We start from the raw sequence: 20,631 nt of genomic DNA, 5'->3' as shown, positions 1-20,631 counted from the left end.
GCACATATAAATTATCCAGCCGGTAGTTCGGCTGGAAGACGGAGTAAAAATGAAAAGACTGATCCCACTGCTACTATTGTTCGTCTCACTGCCAAGTTTGGCGCAGAGACAATTTGATATAGAAGTGATCATTTTTAAGCGCGCTGTTGATGCAGAGAAGGTGAACGAATCTTGGCCAAATACACAGCCTAAGATTTCACTTGAGCGCGTTGGTTCATTTCAAGATACCCAATACCGAGCAAAGAAAGGCGTTCAAATGCTGCCTTACTCGGAATACAAGTTAACGCCTCAGAAAGACAAGTTACGTAAACACGCTGGCTTTGAAGTTCTGATGCATACCGCTTGGCGTCAAGGTGACCAAGGTAAGAGCTCTGCACCTGTTTTCCACATTCAAGCAGGTAAAGATTTCTCTAAACAATTTAATGCTGATGGCTCTGAAAAAGGTGCGGTTACAACCACCACAGCTACAACAACAGGTGCTGATGGCTTCCAAGAAGAGACTATTGACAAACCACTCTACGAATTAGACGGCAAGCTACAAATCTACGTTCAGCATTACCTATACGCTGAAACGACATTGGATTTAAAAGCGCCAAGCGTTCGTGAAGTGACTCTACAAGAGCAACAAATCGAGCTAGATTCACCAGTAAGTGGTGCAGAAAGTAACGTTCAAGTGGGCAACCTAACTGAGATTTCTCCGACAGTTGAAGTACAAGAGTTCCTTAAGAGCTACCGCATGGACCAAAAACGTCGTATGCGCAGTACAGAAACTCACTATCTTGACCACCCACTTCTTGGAATGGTGATTCAAGTTCGACGCGTAGCGCAATAACTAGCGTAATAAGAGTAGCTCAACAACTCAGCTATTCTTATATAGAACTGTATCAATACGCCCTCCATTGTGAGGGCGTTTTATTAGTACAGGCTATATTCACGCCCTTACCTAACATTTACACGTTACTTGGTACGTCCTATGAGCCCTGAATTTCAGATCAACACAAAAAACCTTAGCCTTAAAATCATTGAGGCCTCAGATGCTCAAGAATTTTCTCAGCTGGTTAAGTCCTCCCCTAGCTTACTGCCATGGGTCGACTGGTATCGTAGCGAGTTTTCTATCGTCGAAGCCGAGAAGTTTATTCTAGCGACTCGCTTAAACTGGGTGAAAGCCGATGCGTTTGGCTTTGGCATCTTTGAACGAAAAAGCGACAAGTTAGTCGGTATGGTTGCGATCAATGAGCTTTACCACACCTTTAATATGGCGAGCTTAGGTTATTGGGTGGGTGATGACTTTCAAAAGAGAGGGATCGCCAAAGAAGCGATGCTCGCCCTATTTGAATTCTGCTTCGCGCAACTCAAGTTAACGCGTTTGGAGATTGTCTGTGATACCGAGAACCTACCAAGCCAAAAGCTGATAGAGAAGTGTGGCGCTGAGCGAGAAACCATTGCCAAGAATCGATTTCTGTTTAACGGTAAGTCAAAAGATGGCGTGGTTTATTCTGTGCTACCTCCAACGTCTTAACAGCAAAAGTTAGTTCAATACGAGTGATAGCACATAATCGACACGATCAAAAAAGAGCCCCGAAGAGCTCTTTTTTATTATCAGCGTAATGCACTTAGAAGGCTTACCTGATTAGTGAAGCTTCAGGTTTGGACGAAGTACACGGTTAATACGACCAACCAACATCATCAGTGATGTTTTGATCAAGCCGTGAAGCGCCATCTGGTGCATGCGGTACAAAGAGATGTAAACCACACGAGCAATACGACCTTCAACCATCATCGAACCTTTAGTCAGGTTACCCATCAAGCTACCTACCGTAGAGAAACGGCTTAGTGAAACTAGCGAGCCTTTATCTTTGTAGATGTAGTCTTTCAGGTCACGACCGTTCAACTTAGCAATGATGTTGCTGAATGCGCAGCTTGCCATTTGGTGAGCTGCTTGTGCACGTGGTGGAACGAATGAACCATCTGCTTGTGTACATTGTGCCAAGTCACCGATAGCAAAGATGTTGTCATCCAGTGTTGTTTGCAGCGTGTTTTTCACAACCAACTGGTTGATACGGTTCGTCTCAAGACCACCGATATCTTTCATGAAGTCTGGTGCTTTGATACCTGCTGCCCATACCATGATTTGAGCTGGGATCTTATCGCCGTCTTTGGTTGTTAAGCCGTCAGAATCCGCTTGAGTCACCATAGTATTAGTACGAACGTTCACACCAAGCTTCGTTAGCTCAGAGTGTGCTGCACTTGAAATACGAGGAGGCAGAGCTGGAAGAATACGCTCACCTGCTTCTACAAGGTTAACATTCAGCTTGCTTGAATCTAGATCACCGAAGCCGTAAGTGCGAAGCTCTTTAACTGCGTTGTGAAGCTCTGCAGAAAGCTCAACACCTGTTGCACCCGCGCCAACAATCGCGATGTCTACCGTACCTTGACCGTTCTTAGCGTGAAGCTTTAAGAACTGGTTGTTCATTTCTGTACGGAAACGGTGTGCTTGTTCTGGACTATCAAGGAAAATACAGTTGTCACGAACGCCTGGAGTGTTGAAATCGTTTGACGTAGAACCTAGCGCCATCACAAGAATATCGTATTCAAGTTCACGGCTTGGCATCAGCAATTCACCGTGGTCATCTTTCAGTTCGCTTAGTGCAATCACTTTACGTTCACGATCGATGTCGTTCAGGCTGCCCATTTGGAAATCGAAGTAGTGGTTTTTTGCATGTGCGCGGTAGCTTAATGCATCAACACCTTCATCCAATGAGCCAGTTGCTACTTCATGAAGTAATGGTTTCCATAGGTGGCTTGCTTTACGGTCTACCAGAGTAATCTGGGCACGTTTCTTACGACCTAAAGTGCGGCCTAGCTTAGTTGCTAGTTCTAAACCACCAGCACCGCCGCCTACTACGATAATTTTTGTCACAATGACAATCCTCTACAAAATGAATAAATGGGGTTCGGTTCGATTACTCCAACCGATAAATTCTATATATCTACTCGGCCTTGTTGATAAGGCTGTGACATATTGGATAACCGCGAAAAAGAATAACGACAGCTCACCGAGTAGTTAGAGGGGTTACAAACAACAAACATTCGTTTGTCGCTCTGCTCACATGGATAAAAAAGGCGCCTACCTGAGAGATAGAACACAAATTATGGGCAAGTTTTTTCACTCGCTCTCAATTTTTTTTGATATTTATCAAAATATTTTTCTTGGGAACATTATATATAGCAAACAGATGACCGCAACAAAAAAATCCTTACCCTCAATAAGGATTCGCGACTAATTAATTAACGTTTGTGCAAACTTATCTGTAAATGCTCAAACTCACCGATAAAACAGCGATAATTGTTTTATGAAACAAAATCTCTTGGGTTCAGATGTAAAAAAGCAGCGCTCATAGAGTGCTGCTTTTATAAAACATCCAGGTTGATTAAGCGTTTTTGAACGCTTTCATTGCTTGAAGATGTTGAGAGATTTTTTTGAATTTATGATTCTCTTTCTCATCCCAGATTACATCGTAGTAATCTTCTAGCGCGGCAGCTGTTTTAGTATTATCGTGAATTTCATCTTCACGAGAAAGCACAACTAAACAGCGTCCTTTGTTTTTCATGCGGTATTGAGCAACACATTTAGTTGCGATGTCTTCGTACTCTTCTGGGCGGTCAATTCGACCTACCATGTTGTTCTCTGGTTGCAGGTTCGGGTTGAACACCACCTGCTTAATCCCACATAAGAAACCAATACGCTCAGACCAAAAACCACCTAAACCTACACCACAAATAATGGGATGCGGATCATTGGATTGCTCTATCACTTTATGCACTTCTTTTAGCAGATGCTGCATATCGTGTTTTGGATGCAAAGTACTGTAGTTGATGAAGCGCACGTCATCATCAATGAATTGCAACTGCAGTATTTTTTCGTGATTGCCCGGGCTTGTTGAGTCGAAGCCATGTAGATAGATAATCATAGTACCTCCCCCGTTAAATATTGGTACGTTTTGATCAATCTAACACGAAAAACAAGGTTTTAAAGGTAACAGCTGAGAAATTATATTTTTCACTTCCTAAACGTGATCCTAGCTACATAAAGTGTGATTCAGAGCCTCCGCTTCACGCAGATAATTTTCATCACCCCAAAGCTGATGAGCAAGTAAATACCACAGCATCGCCATCATTTGGCTTCTTGGTAACCATGCTTCTACACCATCAAGCCAAGGCTGAACATCATAGATACCTCTTAGCTGACAGTACTTCTCAACCGCTTCTGTGACTGGCACTCCAGCAACAGCAATGGTTAATGTTAAGTCGAGCCTAGGGTCTGCTAGCGCAGCATACTCCCAATCAATAATATTAATGCCATCACTGTTTCTCACTAGGTTATAACCACCCAAGTCAAAATGGCATAAAGACAGGTCAACATTAGTAATACTCGGAGCCACACGCCACTCTTGATAAATCTTAGTGCAGGCTTCGGTCTTATGAGTCGCATCAAGCTGCAGCCAATAGTGATCGACTCGCGCCGTGAAACTGAATGGTTGCAGTGGTAATCGCGCAGTATTAACCAGATGTACAGAGATCAGCGTTTTCAACAGTTCATCGAGTTCTAGATCTTCGTAAAGTGTCTCTCCCGCAATCCACTCAACCAATAAACCCTGCTCATTTACCACCTTAGGGCTTGGTCCAATACCAAGACGTTCAATTGTCGAGAGCACTTGATACTCTTCATGACGAGAAATAAAGAAGGCTTTAGTGATCGGTGTGATTGGACGCCACACATAGGCAGTGTCCTCGGCATCAACCAACTTCCAACATCGATTGGTCAAACCGCCAGTTAATGTCTGCGCTCTAACTGGAGGCTCAGAAAAATAACCATCCAGCGAACTCAAACTGGTATCAAGAAGCTTAGCCTCAGACCAAGAAAAAATTGCCATTGCTCTTCCCCATAAGCGTCTTCATTCCCTACAAAAAAGACACTGACCAAAAGCCAGTGTCTCTTCACAAACAGCACATCATGCACTGCATTGGCGTGTGACCAAGCTATACGCTGTCAAGATTAAGCCTTGCCAATACTAGACATTGTCAAATCCAGCCGCGCATAGTTGGCAAGTAAGCGAAATTAAAGGCCTAGTAGGCTCTTAGATTGTTGCTTACGGATTTCAGTCTCGTCAGCCCATTCAATCAAGCCAGACTCAAGATCCATTAGACGCATCGTCATTTTGTAGTATACGTCTTCATCGCTACCCGCTTTCTTAACGATGCTTGATAGGTTGCCGTACAGCATGTACTGAGCACCAACCATTTTACCGAATTGAATCGCTGAACTTTGGTTTACAAGCTCATCGTTGTTTTGGAAGTTCAGTTGATCACGAACAGACTCTACACGGTCCATATCAACGAAACGGAACTTTCCAGAGTTCAGCATCTTAGTACTGATTGTGTCAGTGATTGACTCAGTATCGATGTGCTCACTTGTTTTGTTCTTGATTCGCTCAACGAACACGATTGGACGCTGTTCACGAGTAATGTAAGACACTGAACCAGAAGCCATCATGCTATCGACCATTTCACCCGCAATCGTTTGAAGGTCAGTTGAACCGAAATCGATTGTCGTGGTTTCTACTGCTTGTGCATCACCGTAGCTTACCTTGTTCGAACAACCGCCTAAAATAACCGCTAAACCTAGTAGCGCAATGACACTCTTTTTCATTTTTTTTCCTCAACTTATCACTGAGTGGGGTTACCCACACTCTTAAATTCTTGTCTGTGCGAATCAATGAATTCGCTTTCTGAAACTCTAGTCGATGTTAACTAAAGCCAGTTGTCACTAAATCTATTCTAATCGAGCTTACTGCTCTCGGAACTGAACTCGGAACTGAGTCGCTTTCGGGTTTACCGACACTTCCGACAACGAAAGGCTTTCAAAGCCACGAACAATCGCTTGTTTCCAAGGACCTTGTTTTAGGTTGACCTCAAGCCCGGCATCGTCGTACCAGTAAAAACGATAAAGGATATGTTGGTCGCCTTTATAGTTACTATTTAAACGCACGATTCCTCGCGTATGACCGTCGACTAGATCGGTGCGGATATCTTCAACCTGTAAACGGCTACCCAATACCTTGTCACCAAAGAAAACGTTCTGAGTCAGACTATCAACCCTTACGCCAGCTGTATTATCAGCACAACCAGCCAGAGCCATAACCGCTGCTAAGCTCACTAACCACTTTTTCATTACAGCCTCCCTAGCTGTTTATGCCACATTGTTGCGTTGTTTCCTTGTCGAGAAATCCACACCAAGGTGGTCTGCCCGTCTCGAATATCAAAGTCATACGTTCTAGCGCCCGCTTCCAACGTATATTGACCGCTGTTTGCTACAAACGTACTGCTCTTAATCTCTGCCGGTAATGATTGCCAACTACGAGTATCTGGTTGCTCTGTCAGTGTGTTCCACACGTTGAACAAAATATTACCGACATCATCGCCTTTGGTTGCTTCTTTACGAATGCGATCTTTCGCGACTACACGTAGCGCTTGGCGAATAACAATGCTTGTCATACGTTCCGATAAATCGTTCTGCGCCATCGCGTTTACATCAGTGATCAAATGCTCTTGTAGCGGCTGCCCGCTGATTCGCAAAGCAGAAAAGCGCTCAACGTTTTGACTTGGGTAATATGGCAGCGCAAGAGAGTATATTGCCCCCTGATCGCGACTGTCATAAACAGGTAAATCTAGTCGCCAACTGTCCATAGCTTGTACAGCGCTCTGCTCTTGAAGAACAATCACTCGCCCTTCACCTGCACTAAGTTTAGAAGATTGCTTATAGCGTTTTTCTAATGTTGCTAAATCTTGTCGCATCCCTAAACGAGCGGCTGTTGCCATGGTTCTATCGATGATTTCTTGGTTATCTGGCATCACAGCCAAAGCACGACGATAGTCAACGTAGGCGCTGTTTAAATCATTTGAAGCTTCATAAAGCAGACCAGACAAGAACATCAGATACGCATTCTGTACTGACTGCAGTTTCTTACCCGCATCAGGGTAATTGGCAAGGATGCTACCCACATTGGCAGACAAGCCTTGCTTCTTCGCATCGCTGGCTGCTTTGTCTAACTCAGCCTCGCGTTGCTTCTTCGCTTGTTCTTGAACTTGGTTGGCGCGACGCATTTCGATCACCGCACCTTCTAAATCGTTTTTCTTGAGGTAATTTAAACCGAGATACAGATGAAGAAAGCCCAACTCGTAATCGGCTGGCACATACTCGGTAATATTGTCATTCACAGCCAACGCACCCACACTGGTTGCACTGTCTGAGATTGAAATCACGGCTTTTCGTTGCTGCTCAGTCACTGCCTGATCAGCCACTTCAAACGAAGCCTTACTTTCAGGGTATTTTTGATCCAGCAGATTAATTCTGCCTCTTTCAAAGTTATCAAGGATGTCGCCTGCCGCGTAATCTGGTAGCTCTTGCTGAGCCTCTGAATAATCTCCAGATTTAACGGCTTGGTAGATCGCTTTGTTTTGTGCGCTGTAATGACTGAACAGGCTTCCTGCAGACATACTCGCACAACCTACGGTCAACGCCGATAACAGGGCAATGGAAGCGAATCTAAACTGTTGCTTCACTTATCGTCTCCGTGCATGTTTAAAATGCCAACTTTATTAGGGTCTGTTGACCCTTATTGGTCTCGTTATCAAAACGAAACGTGTTGTAAAAAGGATCTCAAGCCAGTTGAAACCCTACTGATATAGCCTCTGCCTAGGCGATGCCGACATTCAGACAACAGATAGAACTTAAAGTTGGCATACAAACTACAAATTTTCCAACTAACTACTTGTGTTAACCCACTAATGAGCGCGTTTAAACTAGCTCATTAGCTTTCATTAACTCGTTAGCTTTTCATTAGCTCATTAATAGGGGGCCAAGTGGACGGCCGCCAACCAAGTGCATGTGAATATGATAAACCTCTTGGCCACCGTGAGAGTTACAGTTCACGATAAGACGATAGCCATCTTCTGCGATGCCTTCTTCTTTTGCTAACTTGCGAGCAACGGTAAACATTCGCCCCATCATCGCTTCATCTTCGACTTCAACATCGTTGGTCGTTGGAATCAGCTTGTTCGGGATAATTAGGATATGACTAGGAGCGCGAGGGTTAATATCGCGAAACGCCGTTACTAAGTCGTCTTGGTATAGCAGATCTGCAGGAATTTCTTTATTGATGATCTTACTAAAGATGGTTTCTTCAGCCATGTTTTTCTCCGATAAAACATTTACTTTTTAATGTTTTGAGTATGCGCTATGCCGCAACAAACCACAATAAATCCGCTTTAAAGCATAATAAAAAACACCGTTCAAATCAAAGAAAACCAGTGTTAGCTCTCAAGAATGGCATGTTGATTATAACTGAGGGTTATTTTTGCCGTATGCGTCATAAAATGCGTAAGCGGAGCTCAATAGAATGCTGACAATTTTGTTAGTTTTACTTTGACCTGACATTAGGTCTGCATTTTTATTAGGGAGAAAGCCATGAAGGGATCTGTGATCAAGCGTATGTACGCTGGTTTCGCACTGATCATCATCATGTTCGCAGTCACGATAACCATCATGATGAACAGCATGAATCAGATACACAGCAATTTTGAGAGTGTCTCAGAAACCTCATTACCGCTTGTTGCGCTTTCAAATCAAACAAGTGTTCAATTGCTCTCTGCTGACAAGTCATTCAAAGACTTCTTAACTACACAAAACGCTGAACGCATGTCTGCAATGCGCACAGAGTTTGCTGCATCACAAAACTCTTTTTCTGAAGTTCTAAGCAATCTAGAAGCGGCAAGCCAGAACGACGCCACACTCATCGAACGCATCGCACAACTGCGAGCGATGGAAGAACGCTACTTTACAGAAGCAGACGAAGCGATGAACAACTACGTCGCGATGTTTGAAGCACAAGAACAAGTACAAAAAGCATCACGTGACTTCCAACGCCTACATTCAGAATTAACGGTTGGCATGAAAGAGTACGTTGCTGACCAAAAAAGTATCTCTGTAAAAGTAATGGCGAAGAGCTACTTCATCAAACTGCAAGACGCAGAGGTAATCACTTCAGATGCACTAGCAAGCTCTGATGTTGCCTTCGTACAGAAAGCCGTTAACCAAAACAAGAAGGCCGTGACTCACCTAAACTACGCATACCGGGGCTTGGCGACACAGCTGCCTGCTCTTAAAAACGTCTTCGATGAATCGGTTCAAAAATTCACCAAAGACGTTGGCCAAAAAGGCGGCGTGTTAGACAAACACAACAACTATCTACAAGCGAAACAAGCGCTGTATGTGAACATCGCCAACCTTGCAGTCGAAGTAGACCAAGCTATGGCGGTATTAGATTCATTCAACGTAACCGCAGAACAACAACTTAACGCTTCACTGGCAGACGCGAGCAGCATTTACGACAAAGGCCTATTCAACGCAATTGCAATTGGTATTGTTGTCACCGTATTCGCAGCCGCAATTGGTTACCACATTGCACACAGTGTAAGAGAGCCATTAACTCGTATTCTAGGAACATTAGAAGGCCTAACTGAAGGCGATATGACTCAGCGTATCGATATTCGCTACGACAACGAATTCAGCCGTGTGAGCCGTCACATCAACACCTTGGCCGACAATCTACGTAATATTCTCGTCAAACTGAATGACGCTTCAGATGACTTAACTAAGACGGCAAGCGTAAACCAGAAGACATCTTCTGAAACGCAGGCTCAACTGAACAGCCAACGCGAACAAACGGCAACCGTTGCAACCGCAATGACAGAGATGTCTCATTCTGTGCAAGAGGTGGCGAACAGCGCGCAAAGCTCACTCACCATGGTTCAACAAGTAGAATCGGCTTCTGAATCTGGACGTCAGATCATGAACACCAACATCAGTACCATTAATCAGCTTGAGGTTCGCCTTACTGAATCAGTGGGTGCTGTAGGCGAGCTACAACAGATGAGTAGTCAAATTGGTTCAATCCTTGACGTAATTCGTGGCATTGCTGAACAAACCAACCTACTTGCACTTAATGCGGCAATCGAAGCAGCGCGGGCTGGTGAACAAGGTCGTGGTTTTGCAGTCGTTGCCGATGAAGTCCGAGTGCTAGCGCAAAAGACCACTCAATCAACCTCTGAAATCGAGACCATGATCAGCAACCTACAATCAAGCTCGAAAACTGCAAGTAACGTAATTGAAAGCTGTATGAGCGATATGGACATGTCGGTTCAACAAGCTTCAAGTGCAAACAGCGCGATGGAAGAGATCCAAGCCTTGATTCTAGAGATTAGCCACATGAGTACACACATCTCTCAAGCAGCCGCTGAGCAGAGTGAAACGTCTGGTGATATCGCACGCAACATCGAAGACATCAACCACATCGCAGATAAGAGTTACCAAGCGATGTCTTCAATTGCGGAGGCAAGCCAAAACCTAACAATTCTGGCGAATCAGCAAGGTGATTTAGTACATCAATTCAAACTATAGATAAATGAAGAATCGATAGATATTTAGTGAGATTGTTGAGACTTCTTACCCAATAGTGGTAACTAATTGAGCTAGGGCAACTTTTATCAAGGGTTGCCCTTGTTTTTTATGAGCTTTGTCATTATATGATTATTAAGGCTTGCTGCTTCCCGTTTTTTTCTTTCACCTTTATGAGCGAGCCGCTATTAAGGAATTTATATGGCTGTTCATGTTGGCATTATCGATCAAGACCCCATTCGCTTGCTCACCCCATTACTTGATAACCGAACGGTCAGCACTCACATCGTGTTTATCGGCGACAAAAATCAAGTAAGTATGTACAAACGTTTAGACAGCGTTTTGCAGAAGCGCGACATTACGAGTGAGTTTTTCGAAATTCCGACCATCGTAAATACGTCCGTCATTAAAGAATCTATCCAAACCCTTGCCGAAGACCTCAAAGCACGAGGTCAAGAAGTGAAGCTCAACGCAAGTTGTGGCCTTCGTCACCGCCTACTTTCTGTGTACGAAGTATTCCGTACTTACCACTGGCCAATCTTCGTGGTTGAACCAAATAGCGACAAGCTTTGCTGGTTGTACCCGAATGGTAAAGAAGATGCACAGGTTCAAGACCGTATCACTATCGACGACTACCTGACTGTGTTCGGTGCTCGCGGTGAATTCAGCGATGTTCAGCTGTCTCCGCAACTGGATCAGAAACTTTATGAACTGGGTGAACGTTGGGCAAGTAATGCACTAGAACTCGGCCCTGGCCTTGCGACATTGAACTACCTAGCAACGACATGCCGTAAAGAACAAAAACTTGATGTAGGGCTATCTGAGAAGCAACAAGGCTATCGCGAGCTCAACATGCTGCTGAGCGATTTGGTTGAAGCTAAAATTGCGACTTACGACAACGGTATTTTGACCTTTGCCAATGAAGACGCACGCCGCTTCTCAAACGGTGAATGGCTTGAAACATTGGTTCACAGCACAGTTAAACAAATCCAAGACGACATGCCGACCATTCAAGACCGTTCTTTGAATGTTCAGGTATACCGTCAACTGGGCGAACGTGAGGTTCGTAATGAGCTTGATGTTGCCTCTGTGGTGAACAATAAGCTGCACATCATCGAATGTAAGACCAAAGGCATGCGTGATGATGGTGATGACACCTTGTACAAACTGGAATCGCTTAGAGACCTGCTAGGTGGTCTACAAGCACGTGCCATGCTGGTGAGCTTCCGCCCTCTTCGTCATAACGACATCACACGAGCAGAAGATCTTGGCCTTGCATTGATTGGCCCTGACGAATTAAAAGATCTTAAAACACACCTAACGGCATGGTTTACGGCTGCGGGTGGTAGCGAAGACCTAGAGTACTAAAATCAAATAAACTCATGAGAGCTCAATGCTCTTAAGCAGATTGTTAAAAAGGCGAATGACGATTAAGTCACTCGCCTTTTTTGTTGTCTGTTTTCTCTATTGATTACTTTCAGACGGCACAAAAAAATGGCCGCATCATTCGATGCGGCCATTTTCAAAATTTAATGTCACTTGAAGACTAAAAGCACTTTAATACTTAAAGCATTTTACGAGCAGCTTCTACAACCACTTTGATTGAGCGCGCTTCCGTTACTTTTAGAGTGTCGTGATCAGGCGTCTCTTTTTGAGTACGGTTGATGATTACACCAGCAACACAACCTGCTTTCAGACCAGAACTTGCACACATTGTTAGTAGTGTTGCAGATTCCATCTCGAAGTTTAGAACGCCCATGTCTTGCCATTCTTGCATAGAACCTTGGAAGCGCTTAACAACACGACCAGAGAACGTGTCGTAACGTTCTTGACCTGGGTAGAACGTATCACTTGATGCCGTTACACCCATGTGAACTGTTGCACCTGATTCGTCAACTGCCGCTTTCATTGCTGTTGCTACTTCGAAGTCAGCAACGGCTGGGAACTCCATTGGAGCAAAGTGCAGGCTAGCGCCGTCTAAACGAACAGAACCTGTAGAAACGATCATGTCGCCAACGTTTACGTGTGGTTGGATAGCACCAGTAGTACCAACACGAAGGAAAGTGCGAACACCCAGTTGAGCTAGTTCTTCTACAGCGATAGAAGTAGAAGGACCACCGATACCTGTAGAACATACAACAACTGGCTTGCCGTCTAGTTCTGCGCGGTAAAGTGTGTATTCACGATGGCTAGCAAGAAATACTGGATTCTCCATCTCTTCTGCAATTTTTTGTACACGAGCAGGATCACCAGGGATGATCGCAAGAGTAGCACCGTTAAGATCTGCTTCAGTAACACCTAAATGGAAAACAGCTTGAGACATAGTTCGCTCCTTTTGGCTTATTGGGCTTTTTACCCTTATTTAAGCTCATAGTAAATTCGTGGGGTACGAACACACTCTAACCAAGCTCACCACAAAATGAAGTGACACCCGTCACACGAATGATCGCAACAAGATTTCAAGTTTCACGAAAAACCGATTGGCATCACAAAAATAAGCAATCAATACGCCTGTGTTGCATACTAATGAGACAAAAAGCGCCTTTAACGTATTACCGCTAAAAGCGCTTTATATATTAAGAATGCTCTATGTTGATGAGCTCGATTTAATCCGCTTTAGATTTGAATCGAAGCAGACGCAATGCGTTCAATGTCACCAATGCCGTTGCACCACTATCGGCCAACACTGCAACCCACAGGCCAGTAATACCGAACAAGCTTGTCACCAAGAACACGCCTTTCAAACCGAGTGCGAGTGCGACGTTTTGACGGATGTTATTCATGGTCGCTTGCGATAGCTCAATCATCGCTGGCAGTTCCGTTAAGCGGTTATGAGTCAGTGCTGAGTCAGCCGTTTCTAAGGCGACATCAGTCCCTCCGCCCATTGCGATACCTACGTTAGCGGTTTTCATCGCTGGCGCGTCATTGATACCATCGCCGACCATCGCCACGTGCGACTGTTGAGACAACTCCTCAACGTAAGATACCTTGTCGCTTGGCAATAGGCTTGCCTTGTACTGCATACCAATCTTGCGACTGATCGCTGCCGCACTTCGCGGGTTATCGCCAGTCAGCATGATAGATTGAATACCCAAGTCATTGAGTCGTTCAATCGCAAGCTTAGCGTCACTGCGTAACGTATCTTGCCAAGCAATCAGACCAATCACCGTCGTAGCTCGCTCTGTTGATTCTTCTTGTTCTTTAACCTCAAGAGCAACTACAACCGTCTTGCCCTCGCCTTCTAATGCTTCTACCTGAGAAACCACATCAACACCAAGATCGAACGTGACTTTAGACGGTGACAGAACCTGATACTTAACACCATCAACATCGCCTTCAACACCACTACCAATCAACGCTTTCTTGTTGTGCGATTCAGGAATCTCAATATTCAGCTCTTTTACTTTAGCGACAAGCGACTGCGCCAATGGATGAGTAGAGCCCACTTCAATCGCCCCAACCACACGCAGCATCGCATCTTGTTGCCAACCCGATAGAGCCTGAATATCCGTAACCTGAGGCTTGCCTTCTGTCAAAGTACCCGTCTTGTCGAATGCAATGGTTTGGATTTTTCCAAGCTGTTCTAGCGCAGCGCCGCCTTTGATTAAAGCACCACGTTTTGCTGCTGCTGCTAAACCAGAGGTAATCGCTGCTGGCGTAGAAATAACCAATGCACAAGGACAAGCAATCAGTAATAAGGCTAGGCCACGATAAACCCACGTTTCCCAAGGTTGAGCAAACAACAATGGAGGTGTGATGATCACCAACAAGGCAACCAACATCATTAACGGTGTGTACCAACGGCTGAACTTATCGAGGAATCGCTCTAGTGGTGCTTTACGAGATTCAGCTTCTTCAATCAGATGAAGAATACGGTCGATCGCGTTCTCACCTTGTTTTGAAGTGATGGTGATACGAACCACTTTATCGACCACCACAGCGCCAGCCATGATGCTATTGCCTTCGATATGTTCAATAGGAACAGATTCACCGGTTAACGCACTTTCATCAAAGCTTGCTGCGTCTGTAATCAATTGACCGTCAGCAGGCAAACGAGAACCCGCAGCTACTTCAATAACATCACCAGGAACCAGTTCACTGACTGCAACTTCTACACGTTCACCGTTGATGATCTTGGTTGCGTTTTCTGGTACCAATGCCATTAGCGCTTGAACGCCACTTCTTGCTCTAGATGAAGCAAAGGCTTCTAAGCGCTCACCAATCAAGAACAACAATAGAACCATCGCTGCTTCCACAGTTTCGCCAAGGTACAAAGCACCCAGCGCGGCAACACTCATTAAGGTTTCAATAGCAAACGGTGTTCCTGAACGTGCCAGCTGAACCGCTTTCTTCGCCACCGGATATAAACCAAGTAGACAAGTTACCGTAAACAAGCCTTCACTTAACTGAGGGGAGGTACTTTTCAGAAGCGCAGCAAACAGCATTGCCACTGCAATCGCGACAATCTGCAAATTAGGTTGGATATGAGCTTGCCAAAAAGTCTCAGGTTGTTGTTTTTCTTTCTTTGAACCGACTTCCTTAAGAGGGAAACCCGTTTTGATAGAGACCTGTTCAATGGTGTCGGCAAGGCTTTCATTATCGAATTTCACAACCAGCTTTTCGGTAGCAAAGAGAACCTTTGCTTGAATAACACCGTCAATGTTACTGATCGCATTTTCTATTTTTCTTGCACAAGCTGGGCAGTCCATTCCGGCAACCAGCCAACTTTTCGAAAATTGGGCGTCGAGAGATAAGGTTGAGGACTGACTGTCTTCTTCTCCACTATCCGACGAACTGCAACAATCATCTCCAGACGATGACGGAGCAGCAGAAGAGCTACAACACCCAGATGAAGTACCTGCTGCTGTGATGCTTGAAATTTTAGGGCTAGAGCAACTGGCTCCTGCCGTTTGAGTTTGAACGTCCACTTTTGCTGAGCGGCACGCTGCATGTTTTGCGCACATAAAATATCTCCTAAATACTCAAAAGCCTTGAGGTTGTTGCTAACGCACGAGCAACATAACCTTAAGTTCAACATGAGTATAAACCTTGGAGGCTACTCCAAGGTCAAGAAGAAGTTATCAAGAAAACAATAATATTATGTCAGCACCGATGGCTTACTGAGATTTAAGCTCCGCACACTCTTCACGGTTCGTCGATACATCATCGATAAGAACTGCATCATGTGAACAAAACGGCTGAGTGTTCAAGCTGACAATCGACACATCATCTTCTACAGGGTCGACTAGAGAGCCTTGCATCAGCTCAGCGATATGATGTCGAAGCACCAAGATACCTAAAATTCCGAACAGAACATTACCCAAAGCTTGACCATAGATAACACCCAAAGCGCCATACCATTGTGAACCCAAGTAAACGAATGGCAGAGTACCCAGTGTCGCCTTACCTAAGTTCAACGCCGTTGAATAAAGAGGCTTACCTAGATTATTGAACGAAGTGTTCGCGACAAACAGTGCACCGTTAAAGGTAAAGGTCAGCGCCACATAGGTACAAAACGCAGCAACAATAACGGCCGCATCACCTTGCAGGCTAAAGCCTTGAATCACATAGCCTTGCATGAAGTACAAAAGAATACACACAGCGATGGTGTACACAGTGGTCACTAACAGCGAGTTGTTCAGCGTCTCTTTGACTCTGTCCATTCGCTCAGCACCGAAGTTCTGACCAATGATTGGCCCTACCGCACCAGACAAGGCAAAAATCACCGCAAAACAAACTGGCGTTAAACGGCCAATCACGGCAAAGCCCGCGACAAAATCCTCACCATATTGTGCGATACCCGTTGTCACAATCGCGTTACCAATCGGTGTTGCGGTATTGGTGATAATCGCAGGCAACGCAATCGCTAGTATTGGGCGAATATTAAGGCGCCATTGCACAAAAGAAGGGGGAGCAACCAATTGATGGCTGCGAATCAGAGGGTAAAGCGAGAAGAACAACACCGAGAAGCGAGCAATAACCGAAGCGATAGCCGCCCCTTCGATGTTCCAACCAAAACCAAAAATAAACAGCGGATCGAGAATCGCGTTAACAATGCCGCCTGACAAAGTCGCCCACATCGAACGTTTCGCATCGCCCGCCGCTCTTAAGCCCGCACCCGCTGCCATCGCTAACGCCAAAAATGGACCACTTGGCAGCAAAATCTGTAGGTACGCCTCAGCACGCTCGGCCGCAATCCCTTTTGCGCCTATCGCGGCTAACAACTCTGGAATATAAGCGAACATGATTGCAGTAACGGTCGAACTGATAACCAACGCAGTCAGCATGATACTGGTGCTTAGGTTTCGAGCGTGTTCTTGATTCTTTGAACCGATAGCTTTAGACACTAATGCGCCCATGGCAATGGAAGTACCAATCGAAACGGAGGTAGAGAAAAAAGTCAGCGTACCAGCAAAGCCTACCGCAGCAGCCAATTCAACCTGCCCGAGCATACTGATAAACAGCATGTCGAGTAAATCGACCACAAATAACGCCATCAAACCGACAGAGCCAGCTCCCGACATCACCAATATGTGGCGCATCGTTGAACCTTCAACAAACTTTGCCGTTTGATTTGACATGAAATCTCCAAAAGTTGGAATACCCAAGAGCTAACGCCCAATAAACTAATCAACCGGCTAGAGATCCACAAAGAAAGGATCGACCAAGAAAAGTTCTATACAGAAAAAAGGCGCGAGTGCGCCTTTTTCAATTGAGGGTATTGAGAAAAATAATCGTTCTTAACACGCTACTATACCTGATGTTTGAAGCATTCTTCCAAGTTCTTGCCGATTGCTCTCAAAACATCAGTTCTGGTGATAATACCCACCAGTTTTCGATTATCGATCACAGGGTATGCTTTAGGTTTTCCAACCTGCATCATGTCTGCTAATTCAATAATGGATAAATCAGGTGAAACAGACAGTACTTCTTGGTACATGCAGTCACCCACAATGTGTGTGTCTTGGCAGAAGTAACTGACCTTCACTAATTTCTCGAGTAAATCTTGCTCTGAAAGGAAGCCAATCACTTGTTCGTTATCATCGATTACGGGCCCACCCATGTGGTGGCTACGCATCACTTTGTCTAACGCTAGACTTAACGGCATATCAGGAGTAAATGTCACAACCTGCTGCGTCATGTAATCTTTCACTTTAATAGAATGCATTGCGTTCTCCCTAAATACTTTGCGTCATATATTTTTCTATCTCGTTAAGTTAATTGTTGTCTAAAATCTTGATTTTACTAAATGGATTTCAACAATTTTATTGATAGGCAAAACCTAACAAGACAAAAAAGTGAGACAAACAAAGGGTTGAGCACGTTTTCGAACACTAAAAAAAGAAAAAAATAGCCCTTACAAAGCCTTACTTTCTCTTGCTTAACCTTACTTCACCGAACTAGCCTGCGTAAATAAACCCTGTAATCTTCACCGCACTAATAATTAGAAATCCCGATTTAGGAAGTTTATGCAACACGACAACAACATGTACGCGTATGTTTATGCAGGTAACGACGGTACAGAAAACACACTCATCGCCACTATCGATAATCAAGAACAACCGCTTATTTCAAGCTGCGTTGATGAGATAAAACGCATGTCGTGTTTAGCCATTGACTTAGCAGCAAAACACGACCTAAAAGTGAAGCTGGTAAAATATCAAAGAGAGCAAGAGATCGACTTCGGCCTATTCATAAAATAGTGAATCCGACACTGGTTTGGTTAATCACGAACTGGCAGCCACAGTAACAATAGCAAAGCATTAGCAAGCGCAATAGCCATGAATGGCTGCCGAATTCGACCTGACAAGCCTAACGGGTAAAGGATATAATGATCAGACGGCGCCCTTGCCGATTTTCATTGTCCAAATACGGTTTACTATGTCTTCTCAAACGTATCTCTCTAACTCCTTATCTAAGTTAAAAAGCTACTTTAGCAAGTTACTGGATTTCCAATCACGCATTTGGGTGGTTCATATCTTTGAAGACTCCATTACCGATCAGTCGTTTGTGATTAATGAAGATGGATTTAAAGAACCGCTAGAGTGGATGAAAAAACGTGATTACCAAGCGAGAATGCTTGATCGTGTTGATAAGATGAAAATCTCACAGGTGATTGAGATTCAGTTCGAAGACAAAATGCATCGCTTGATGCGAGTGAAGTAGCTTTATTGTTTGGGCGTTCACGAAAAGCCCTTGCTAGAAATTAAGCATAAAAAAGGCCAGCGCTCGCTGACCTTCTCTCATTGGTTACAAACCACCATCTAACGCGCACAATACTCATACCACAGGCGCACCGCTTTCTGGTATGCCTCAGTTTTATCGTGCGTATCTGCAAAGAGAATAGCTGTCATGCTGTCGACAACGGTATTCGCCATTAGCGCCATCTCTTCAGCCGATGTGCCAAGTACACATTGACTAGGAAGTGGCAACTCTAGGTTCATCATCTCTTCCCAGTAGAACGATTCGACTTTGTCAGGGGAGCTCATCCACACCGTTTGGCTAACTTTAGGATTATATTCCGACTCACCGTTCATCCCTTTGAATGAAATCACCGAGTGGGATTTATTGCCAATAACATGCTCAACTTCCGCATGAAGTTGTGGAAAGCCAGGATGGAAACTGCCACGCAGACCTAAACGGCCACCACCAGGATTCAATGCTCGAACTACCGTGTTAATTGGTGTTCTCAAACCGTAGCGGTGTTTCCAACCAATCATGGTTTGTGCTTCGGGCGCAAAGTTAGCTAGCGGTAAATAAGCAATGCCGTCTTGTTCAAGAATCGACTTAGCATGTTCAGGGTTCTCAGCACTTTGCACACCGACATCTTGCAAATGGCTTTCAACGTGCGTCCTACCGCTCGGCTTATCCATATAGCCATGCATTAACACTTTATAGCCATTGTCAGCTAAGATTTTTGCTGCCAACAAGTTCCAAGGCTTACCACTGGCGTTATCGTTACGCTTACCTGCATAACACGGCCAATCAATATCGGCGCCCAAGTCTGGCACTCGAGATTGAAACGCTTTTACAAAGCCAGCGATCTCTTCATTGGTTTCATTCTGCACACGAATCAGCATCAGTAGCATAGCCATTTGGTCGTCACCGACCTCTCCGCTTAAATACTCATCCATGATGCGGTAGGCTTGTTCGAACGATAAAGGCTTGCGCCCTCTTTCTCCTCGTCCAACTGTACGAATACACTCTAAAATACTACTCATTGATTGTTTATTCTCTTCCGTTGATATCAATAAAATTCGAATACACTTTCGATTCTATGATACCCACAGTGCATTGCAAAGCGATTCAGTTGTTATCGATCGAATTACCAATACGTGGATTGGTGTTCTAAAAGTAAACTTACTGGTGTACAATTATCGTATGCAATGCTAACCGCGACATATTGAGTAGTATCCCGATGACTGTAAAAAAAACGCTGAGCCAAAGAAAACGTGAATCGATCGTTGCCGCTGCTATCGCAGAGTTTACTGAGCATGGCTACAAGGCCACCAGCATGGATAAAATATCGAGCCGCGCGGAGGTATCAAAACGCACCGTATACAATCACTTTGCCAGCAAAGAACTGCTTTTAGATGAGATTCTAGACAGTATTTGGAGCAAAACTCTGGCCGCGACGCATTTCCCTTATCAAGCAGAACTGCCACTTGAAGAACAACTTTCGTCGATAGCCAACCAAGAACTTGAGTTACTTGAGTCAGAAGGCTTTATCGACCTGTCACGTGTACTCTTTTCTGAGTATTTCCATAATGCCGAACTGGCACATCAAGCGATGGAAAAATATTCCCAAGCGGAAAGTGGACTCACAACCTGGATTAAAGCTGCATTAGCAGACGGTCGTTTAGTAGAACTAGACCCACAATTCGCCTCCACGCAGTTCATTGGCCTGCTTAAGTCTTTTGCATTTTGGCCGCAAATCATTGGCCATGTGCCGTCACCGGATGCTGCGCACAAACAAGTGATCATTACTTCAAGTGTCGAGATGTTCCTTAAGCAATATCGGGCGTGATTTTGGTGGTTGACGAGAATTTAACCACAATAAAACCATCACTGGTATCCGCTGTTATTTTCCCTATACTGCAACCCACTTTCGTCAT

The 20,631-nt window shown here is 44.6% G+C and carries 19 protein-coding genes; 7 read left to right on the top strand and 12 right to left on the bottom strand.

All coding sequences use genetic code 11. From position 1 onward, the window contains the following. Positions 1-49: 49 nt before the first annotated feature. Positions 50-832 carry a peptidoglycan binding protein CsiV gene (locus OQJ75_RS12330; protein WP_265973649.1) on the top strand — a complete coding sequence of 261 codons (783 nt, stop codon included), beginning with the start codon at positions 50-52 and terminating at the stop codon, positions 830-832. Positions 833-973: 141 nt separating this feature from the next. Further along, complete coding sequence (locus OQJ75_RS12325; protein ID WP_265973650.1) at positions 974-1,519, top strand: GNAT family N-acetyltransferase; 546 nt, start codon at positions 974-976, stop codon at positions 1,517-1,519. 111 nt (positions 1,520-1,630) lie between these two features. Here OQJ75_RS12325 and OQJ75_RS12320 read toward each other — a convergent pair whose 3' ends face one another. The 7 genes from OQJ75_RS12320 to hinT all read right to left on the bottom strand — a co-directional run bounded on the left by OQJ75_RS12320 (position 1,631) and on the right by hinT (position 8,251). Beyond that, positions 1,631-2,920, bottom strand: a complete 1,290-nt coding sequence (locus OQJ75_RS12320) for an NAD(P)/FAD-dependent oxidoreductase (protein ID WP_248387901.1) — start codon at positions 2,918-2,920, stop codon at positions 1,631-1,633. 511 nt (positions 2,921-3,431) lie between these two features. Next, entirely contained in the window at positions 3,432-3,971 is a 540-nt protein-coding gene (ycfP, locus tag OQJ75_RS12315; RefSeq protein ID WP_265973651.1) for an alpha/beta hydrolase YcfP, read from the bottom strand. A 108-nt stretch (positions 3,972-4,079) separates the two neighbouring features. Beyond that, positions 4,080-4,934, bottom strand: coding sequence for a phosphotransferase (locus OQJ75_RS12310; protein ID WP_265973652.1), 855 nt, complete (start codon positions 4,932-4,934; stop codon positions 4,080-4,082). A gap of 185 nt (positions 4,935-5,119) precedes the next feature. Then, positions 5,120-5,710, bottom strand: coding sequence for a penicillin-binding protein activator LpoB (gene lpoB, locus OQJ75_RS12305; protein WP_017060223.1), 591 nt, complete (start codon positions 5,708-5,710; stop codon positions 5,120-5,122). 138 nt (positions 5,711-5,848) lie between these two features. Further along, a complete protein-coding gene (locus tag OQJ75_RS12300) occupies positions 5,849-6,232 on the bottom strand; it encodes a YcfL family protein (RefSeq protein ID WP_017632173.1) in 384 nt (127 codons plus the stop codon). Next, entirely contained in the window at positions 6,232-7,623 is a 1,392-nt protein-coding gene (locus tag OQJ75_RS12295) for a COG3014 family protein (protein WP_265973653.1), read from the bottom strand. Before OQJ75_RS12295 ends, OQJ75_RS12300 begins: the two co-directional genes overlap by 1 nt. 277 nt (positions 7,624-7,900) lie before the next feature. Further along, positions 7,901-8,251 carry a purine nucleoside phosphoramidase gene (gene hinT / locus OQJ75_RS12290; RefSeq protein ID WP_004736268.1) on the bottom strand — a complete coding sequence of 117 codons (351 nt, stop codon included), beginning with the start codon at positions 8,249-8,251 and terminating at the stop codon, positions 7,901-7,903. Positions 8,252-8,527: 276 nt separating this feature from the next. Here hinT and OQJ75_RS12285 point away from each other — a divergent pair, with 276 nt between their 5' ends. Together OQJ75_RS12285 and OQJ75_RS12280 are read left to right on the top strand one after the other, a co-directional pair. Then, positions 8,528-10,519 (top strand): methyl-accepting chemotaxis protein, encoded by a 1,992-nt coding sequence (locus OQJ75_RS12285; protein ID WP_265973654.1) that lies wholly within the window; start codon positions 8,528-8,530, stop codon positions 10,517-10,519. Positions 10,520-10,717: 198 nt separating this feature from the next. Beyond that, entirely contained in the window at positions 10,718-11,884 is a 1,167-nt protein-coding gene (locus OQJ75_RS12280; protein WP_048609362.1) for a DUF1887 family protein, read from the top strand. Between the two features lie 196 nt (positions 11,885-12,080). On the opposite strand, the gene udp is transcribed toward OQJ75_RS12280, so the two are convergent. The 4 genes from udp to OQJ75_RS12260 all read right to left on the bottom strand — a co-directional run bounded on the left by udp (position 12,081) and on the right by OQJ75_RS12260 (position 17,684). Continuing rightward, on the bottom strand, positions 12,081-12,839 hold the full coding sequence (udp, locus tag OQJ75_RS12275; protein WP_017065292.1) for a uridine phosphorylase: 759 nt from the start codon (positions 12,837-12,839) through the stop codon (positions 12,081-12,083). A 283-nt stretch (positions 12,840-13,122) separates the two neighbouring features. Further along, complete coding sequence (locus OQJ75_RS12270; protein ID WP_265973655.1) at positions 13,123-15,480, bottom strand: zinc/cadmium/mercury/lead-transporting ATPase; 2,358 nt, start codon at positions 15,478-15,480, stop codon at positions 13,123-13,125. 153 nt (positions 15,481-15,633) lie between these two features. Continuing rightward, positions 15,634-17,097 (bottom strand): MATE family efflux transporter, encoded by a 1,464-nt coding sequence (locus tag OQJ75_RS12265; RefSeq protein WP_265973656.1) that lies wholly within the window; start codon positions 17,095-17,097, stop codon positions 15,634-15,636. A 170-nt stretch (positions 17,098-17,267) separates the two neighbouring features. Continuing rightward, a complete protein-coding gene (locus tag OQJ75_RS12260; protein ID WP_248374486.1) occupies positions 17,268-17,684 on the bottom strand; it encodes a CBS domain-containing protein in 417 nt (138 codons plus the stop codon). 301 nt (positions 17,685-17,985) lie between these two features. On the opposite strand from OQJ75_RS12260, the gene OQJ75_RS12255 reads away from it, so the two are divergent. Both OQJ75_RS12255 and OQJ75_RS12250 read left to right on the top strand, forming a co-directional pair. Further along, positions 17,986-18,219, top strand: coding sequence for a hypothetical protein (locus tag OQJ75_RS12255; RefSeq protein WP_248374485.1), 234 nt, complete (start codon positions 17,986-17,988; stop codon positions 18,217-18,219). Between the two features lie 178 nt (positions 18,220-18,397). Beyond that, positions 18,398-18,682, top strand: a complete 285-nt coding sequence (locus OQJ75_RS12250; RefSeq protein WP_265973657.1) for a hypothetical protein — start codon at positions 18,398-18,400, stop codon at positions 18,680-18,682. A 98-nt stretch (positions 18,683-18,780) separates the two neighbouring features. Here OQJ75_RS12250 and OQJ75_RS12245 read toward each other — a convergent pair whose 3' ends face one another. After that, the gene (locus OQJ75_RS12245) at positions 18,781-19,767 is read right to left on the bottom strand and encodes a glycosyl transferase family protein (protein WP_265973658.1); all 987 of its coding nucleotides are present in this window, start codon (positions 19,765-19,767) and stop codon (positions 18,781-18,783) included. Positions 19,768-19,934: 167 nt separating this feature from the next. Here OQJ75_RS12245 and OQJ75_RS12240 point away from each other — a divergent pair, with 167 nt between their 5' ends. Further along, complete coding sequence (locus tag OQJ75_RS12240) at positions 19,935-20,543, top strand: TetR/AcrR family transcriptional regulator (RefSeq protein ID WP_265973659.1); 609 nt, start codon at positions 19,935-19,937, stop codon at positions 20,541-20,543. The last annotated feature ends 88 nt before the right edge of the window (positions 20,544-20,631 follow it).

The organism is Vibrio sp. 14G-20 (assembly GCF_026241515.1).
Lineage (GTDB): Bacteria > Pseudomonadota > Gammaproteobacteria > Enterobacterales > Vibrionaceae > Vibrio.
This window is presented reverse-complemented; position numbering and strand designations above follow the sequence as displayed.

What these genes read in the sequence shown, in the direction of transcription:
- OQJ75_RS12265 (WP_265973656.1), bottom strand. Translation starts at nt 17,097, where the DNA reads ATGTCAAATCAAACGGCAAAGTTTGTTGAAGGTTCAACGATGCGCCAC.
- OQJ75_RS12270 (WP_265973655.1), bottom strand. Translation starts at nt 15,480, where the DNA reads ATGTGCGCAAAACATGCAGCGTGCCGCTCAGCAAAAGTGGACGTTCAA.
- OQJ75_RS12250 (WP_265973657.1), top strand. Translation starts at nt 18,398, where the DNA reads ATGTCTTCTCAAACGTATCTCTCTAACTCCTTATCTAAGTTAAAAAGC.
- OQJ75_RS12285 (WP_265973654.1), top strand. Translation starts at nt 8,528, where the DNA reads ATGAAGGGATCTGTGATCAAGCGTATGTACGCTGGTTTCGCACTGATC.
- OQJ75_RS12240 (WP_265973659.1), top strand. Translation starts at nt 19,935, where the DNA reads ATGACTGTAAAAAAAACGCTGAGCCAAAGAAAACGTGAATCGATCGTT.
- OQJ75_RS12260 (WP_248374486.1), bottom strand. Translation starts at nt 17,684, where the DNA reads ATGCATTCTATTAAAGTGAAAGATTACATGACGCAGCAGGTTGTGACA.
- OQJ75_RS12300 (WP_017632173.1), bottom strand. Translation starts at nt 6,232, where the DNA reads ATGAAAAAGTGGTTAGTGAGCTTAGCAGCGGTTATGGCTCTGGCTGGT.
- OQJ75_RS12330 (WP_265973649.1), top strand. Translation starts at nt 50, where the DNA reads ATGAAAAGACTGATCCCACTGCTACTATTGTTCGTCTCACTGCCAAGT.
- OQJ75_RS12310 (WP_265973652.1), bottom strand. Translation starts at nt 4,934, where the DNA reads ATGGCAATTTTTTCTTGGTCTGAGGCTAAGCTTCTTGATACCAGTTTG.
- lpoB (WP_017060223.1), bottom strand. Translation starts at nt 5,710, where the DNA reads ATGAAAAAGAGTGTCATTGCGCTACTAGGTTTAGCGGTTATTTTAGGC.
- udp (WP_017065292.1), bottom strand. Translation starts at nt 12,839, where the DNA reads ATGTCTCAAGCTGTTTTCCATTTAGGTGTTACTGAAGCAGATCTTAAC.
- OQJ75_RS12280 (WP_048609362.1), top strand. Translation starts at nt 10,718, where the DNA reads ATGGCTGTTCATGTTGGCATTATCGATCAAGACCCCATTCGCTTGCTC.
- OQJ75_RS12325 (WP_265973650.1), top strand. Translation starts at nt 974, where the DNA reads ATGAGCCCTGAATTTCAGATCAACACAAAAAACCTTAGCCTTAAAATC.
- ycfP (WP_265973651.1), bottom strand. Translation starts at nt 3,971, where the DNA reads ATGATTATCTATCTACATGGCTTCGACTCAACAAGCCCGGGCAATCAC.
- hinT (WP_004736268.1), bottom strand. Translation starts at nt 8,251, where the DNA reads ATGGCTGAAGAAACCATCTTTAGTAAGATCATCAATAAAGAAATTCCT.
- OQJ75_RS12255 (WP_248374485.1), top strand. Translation starts at nt 17,986, where the DNA reads ATGCAACACGACAACAACATGTACGCGTATGTTTATGCAGGTAACGAC.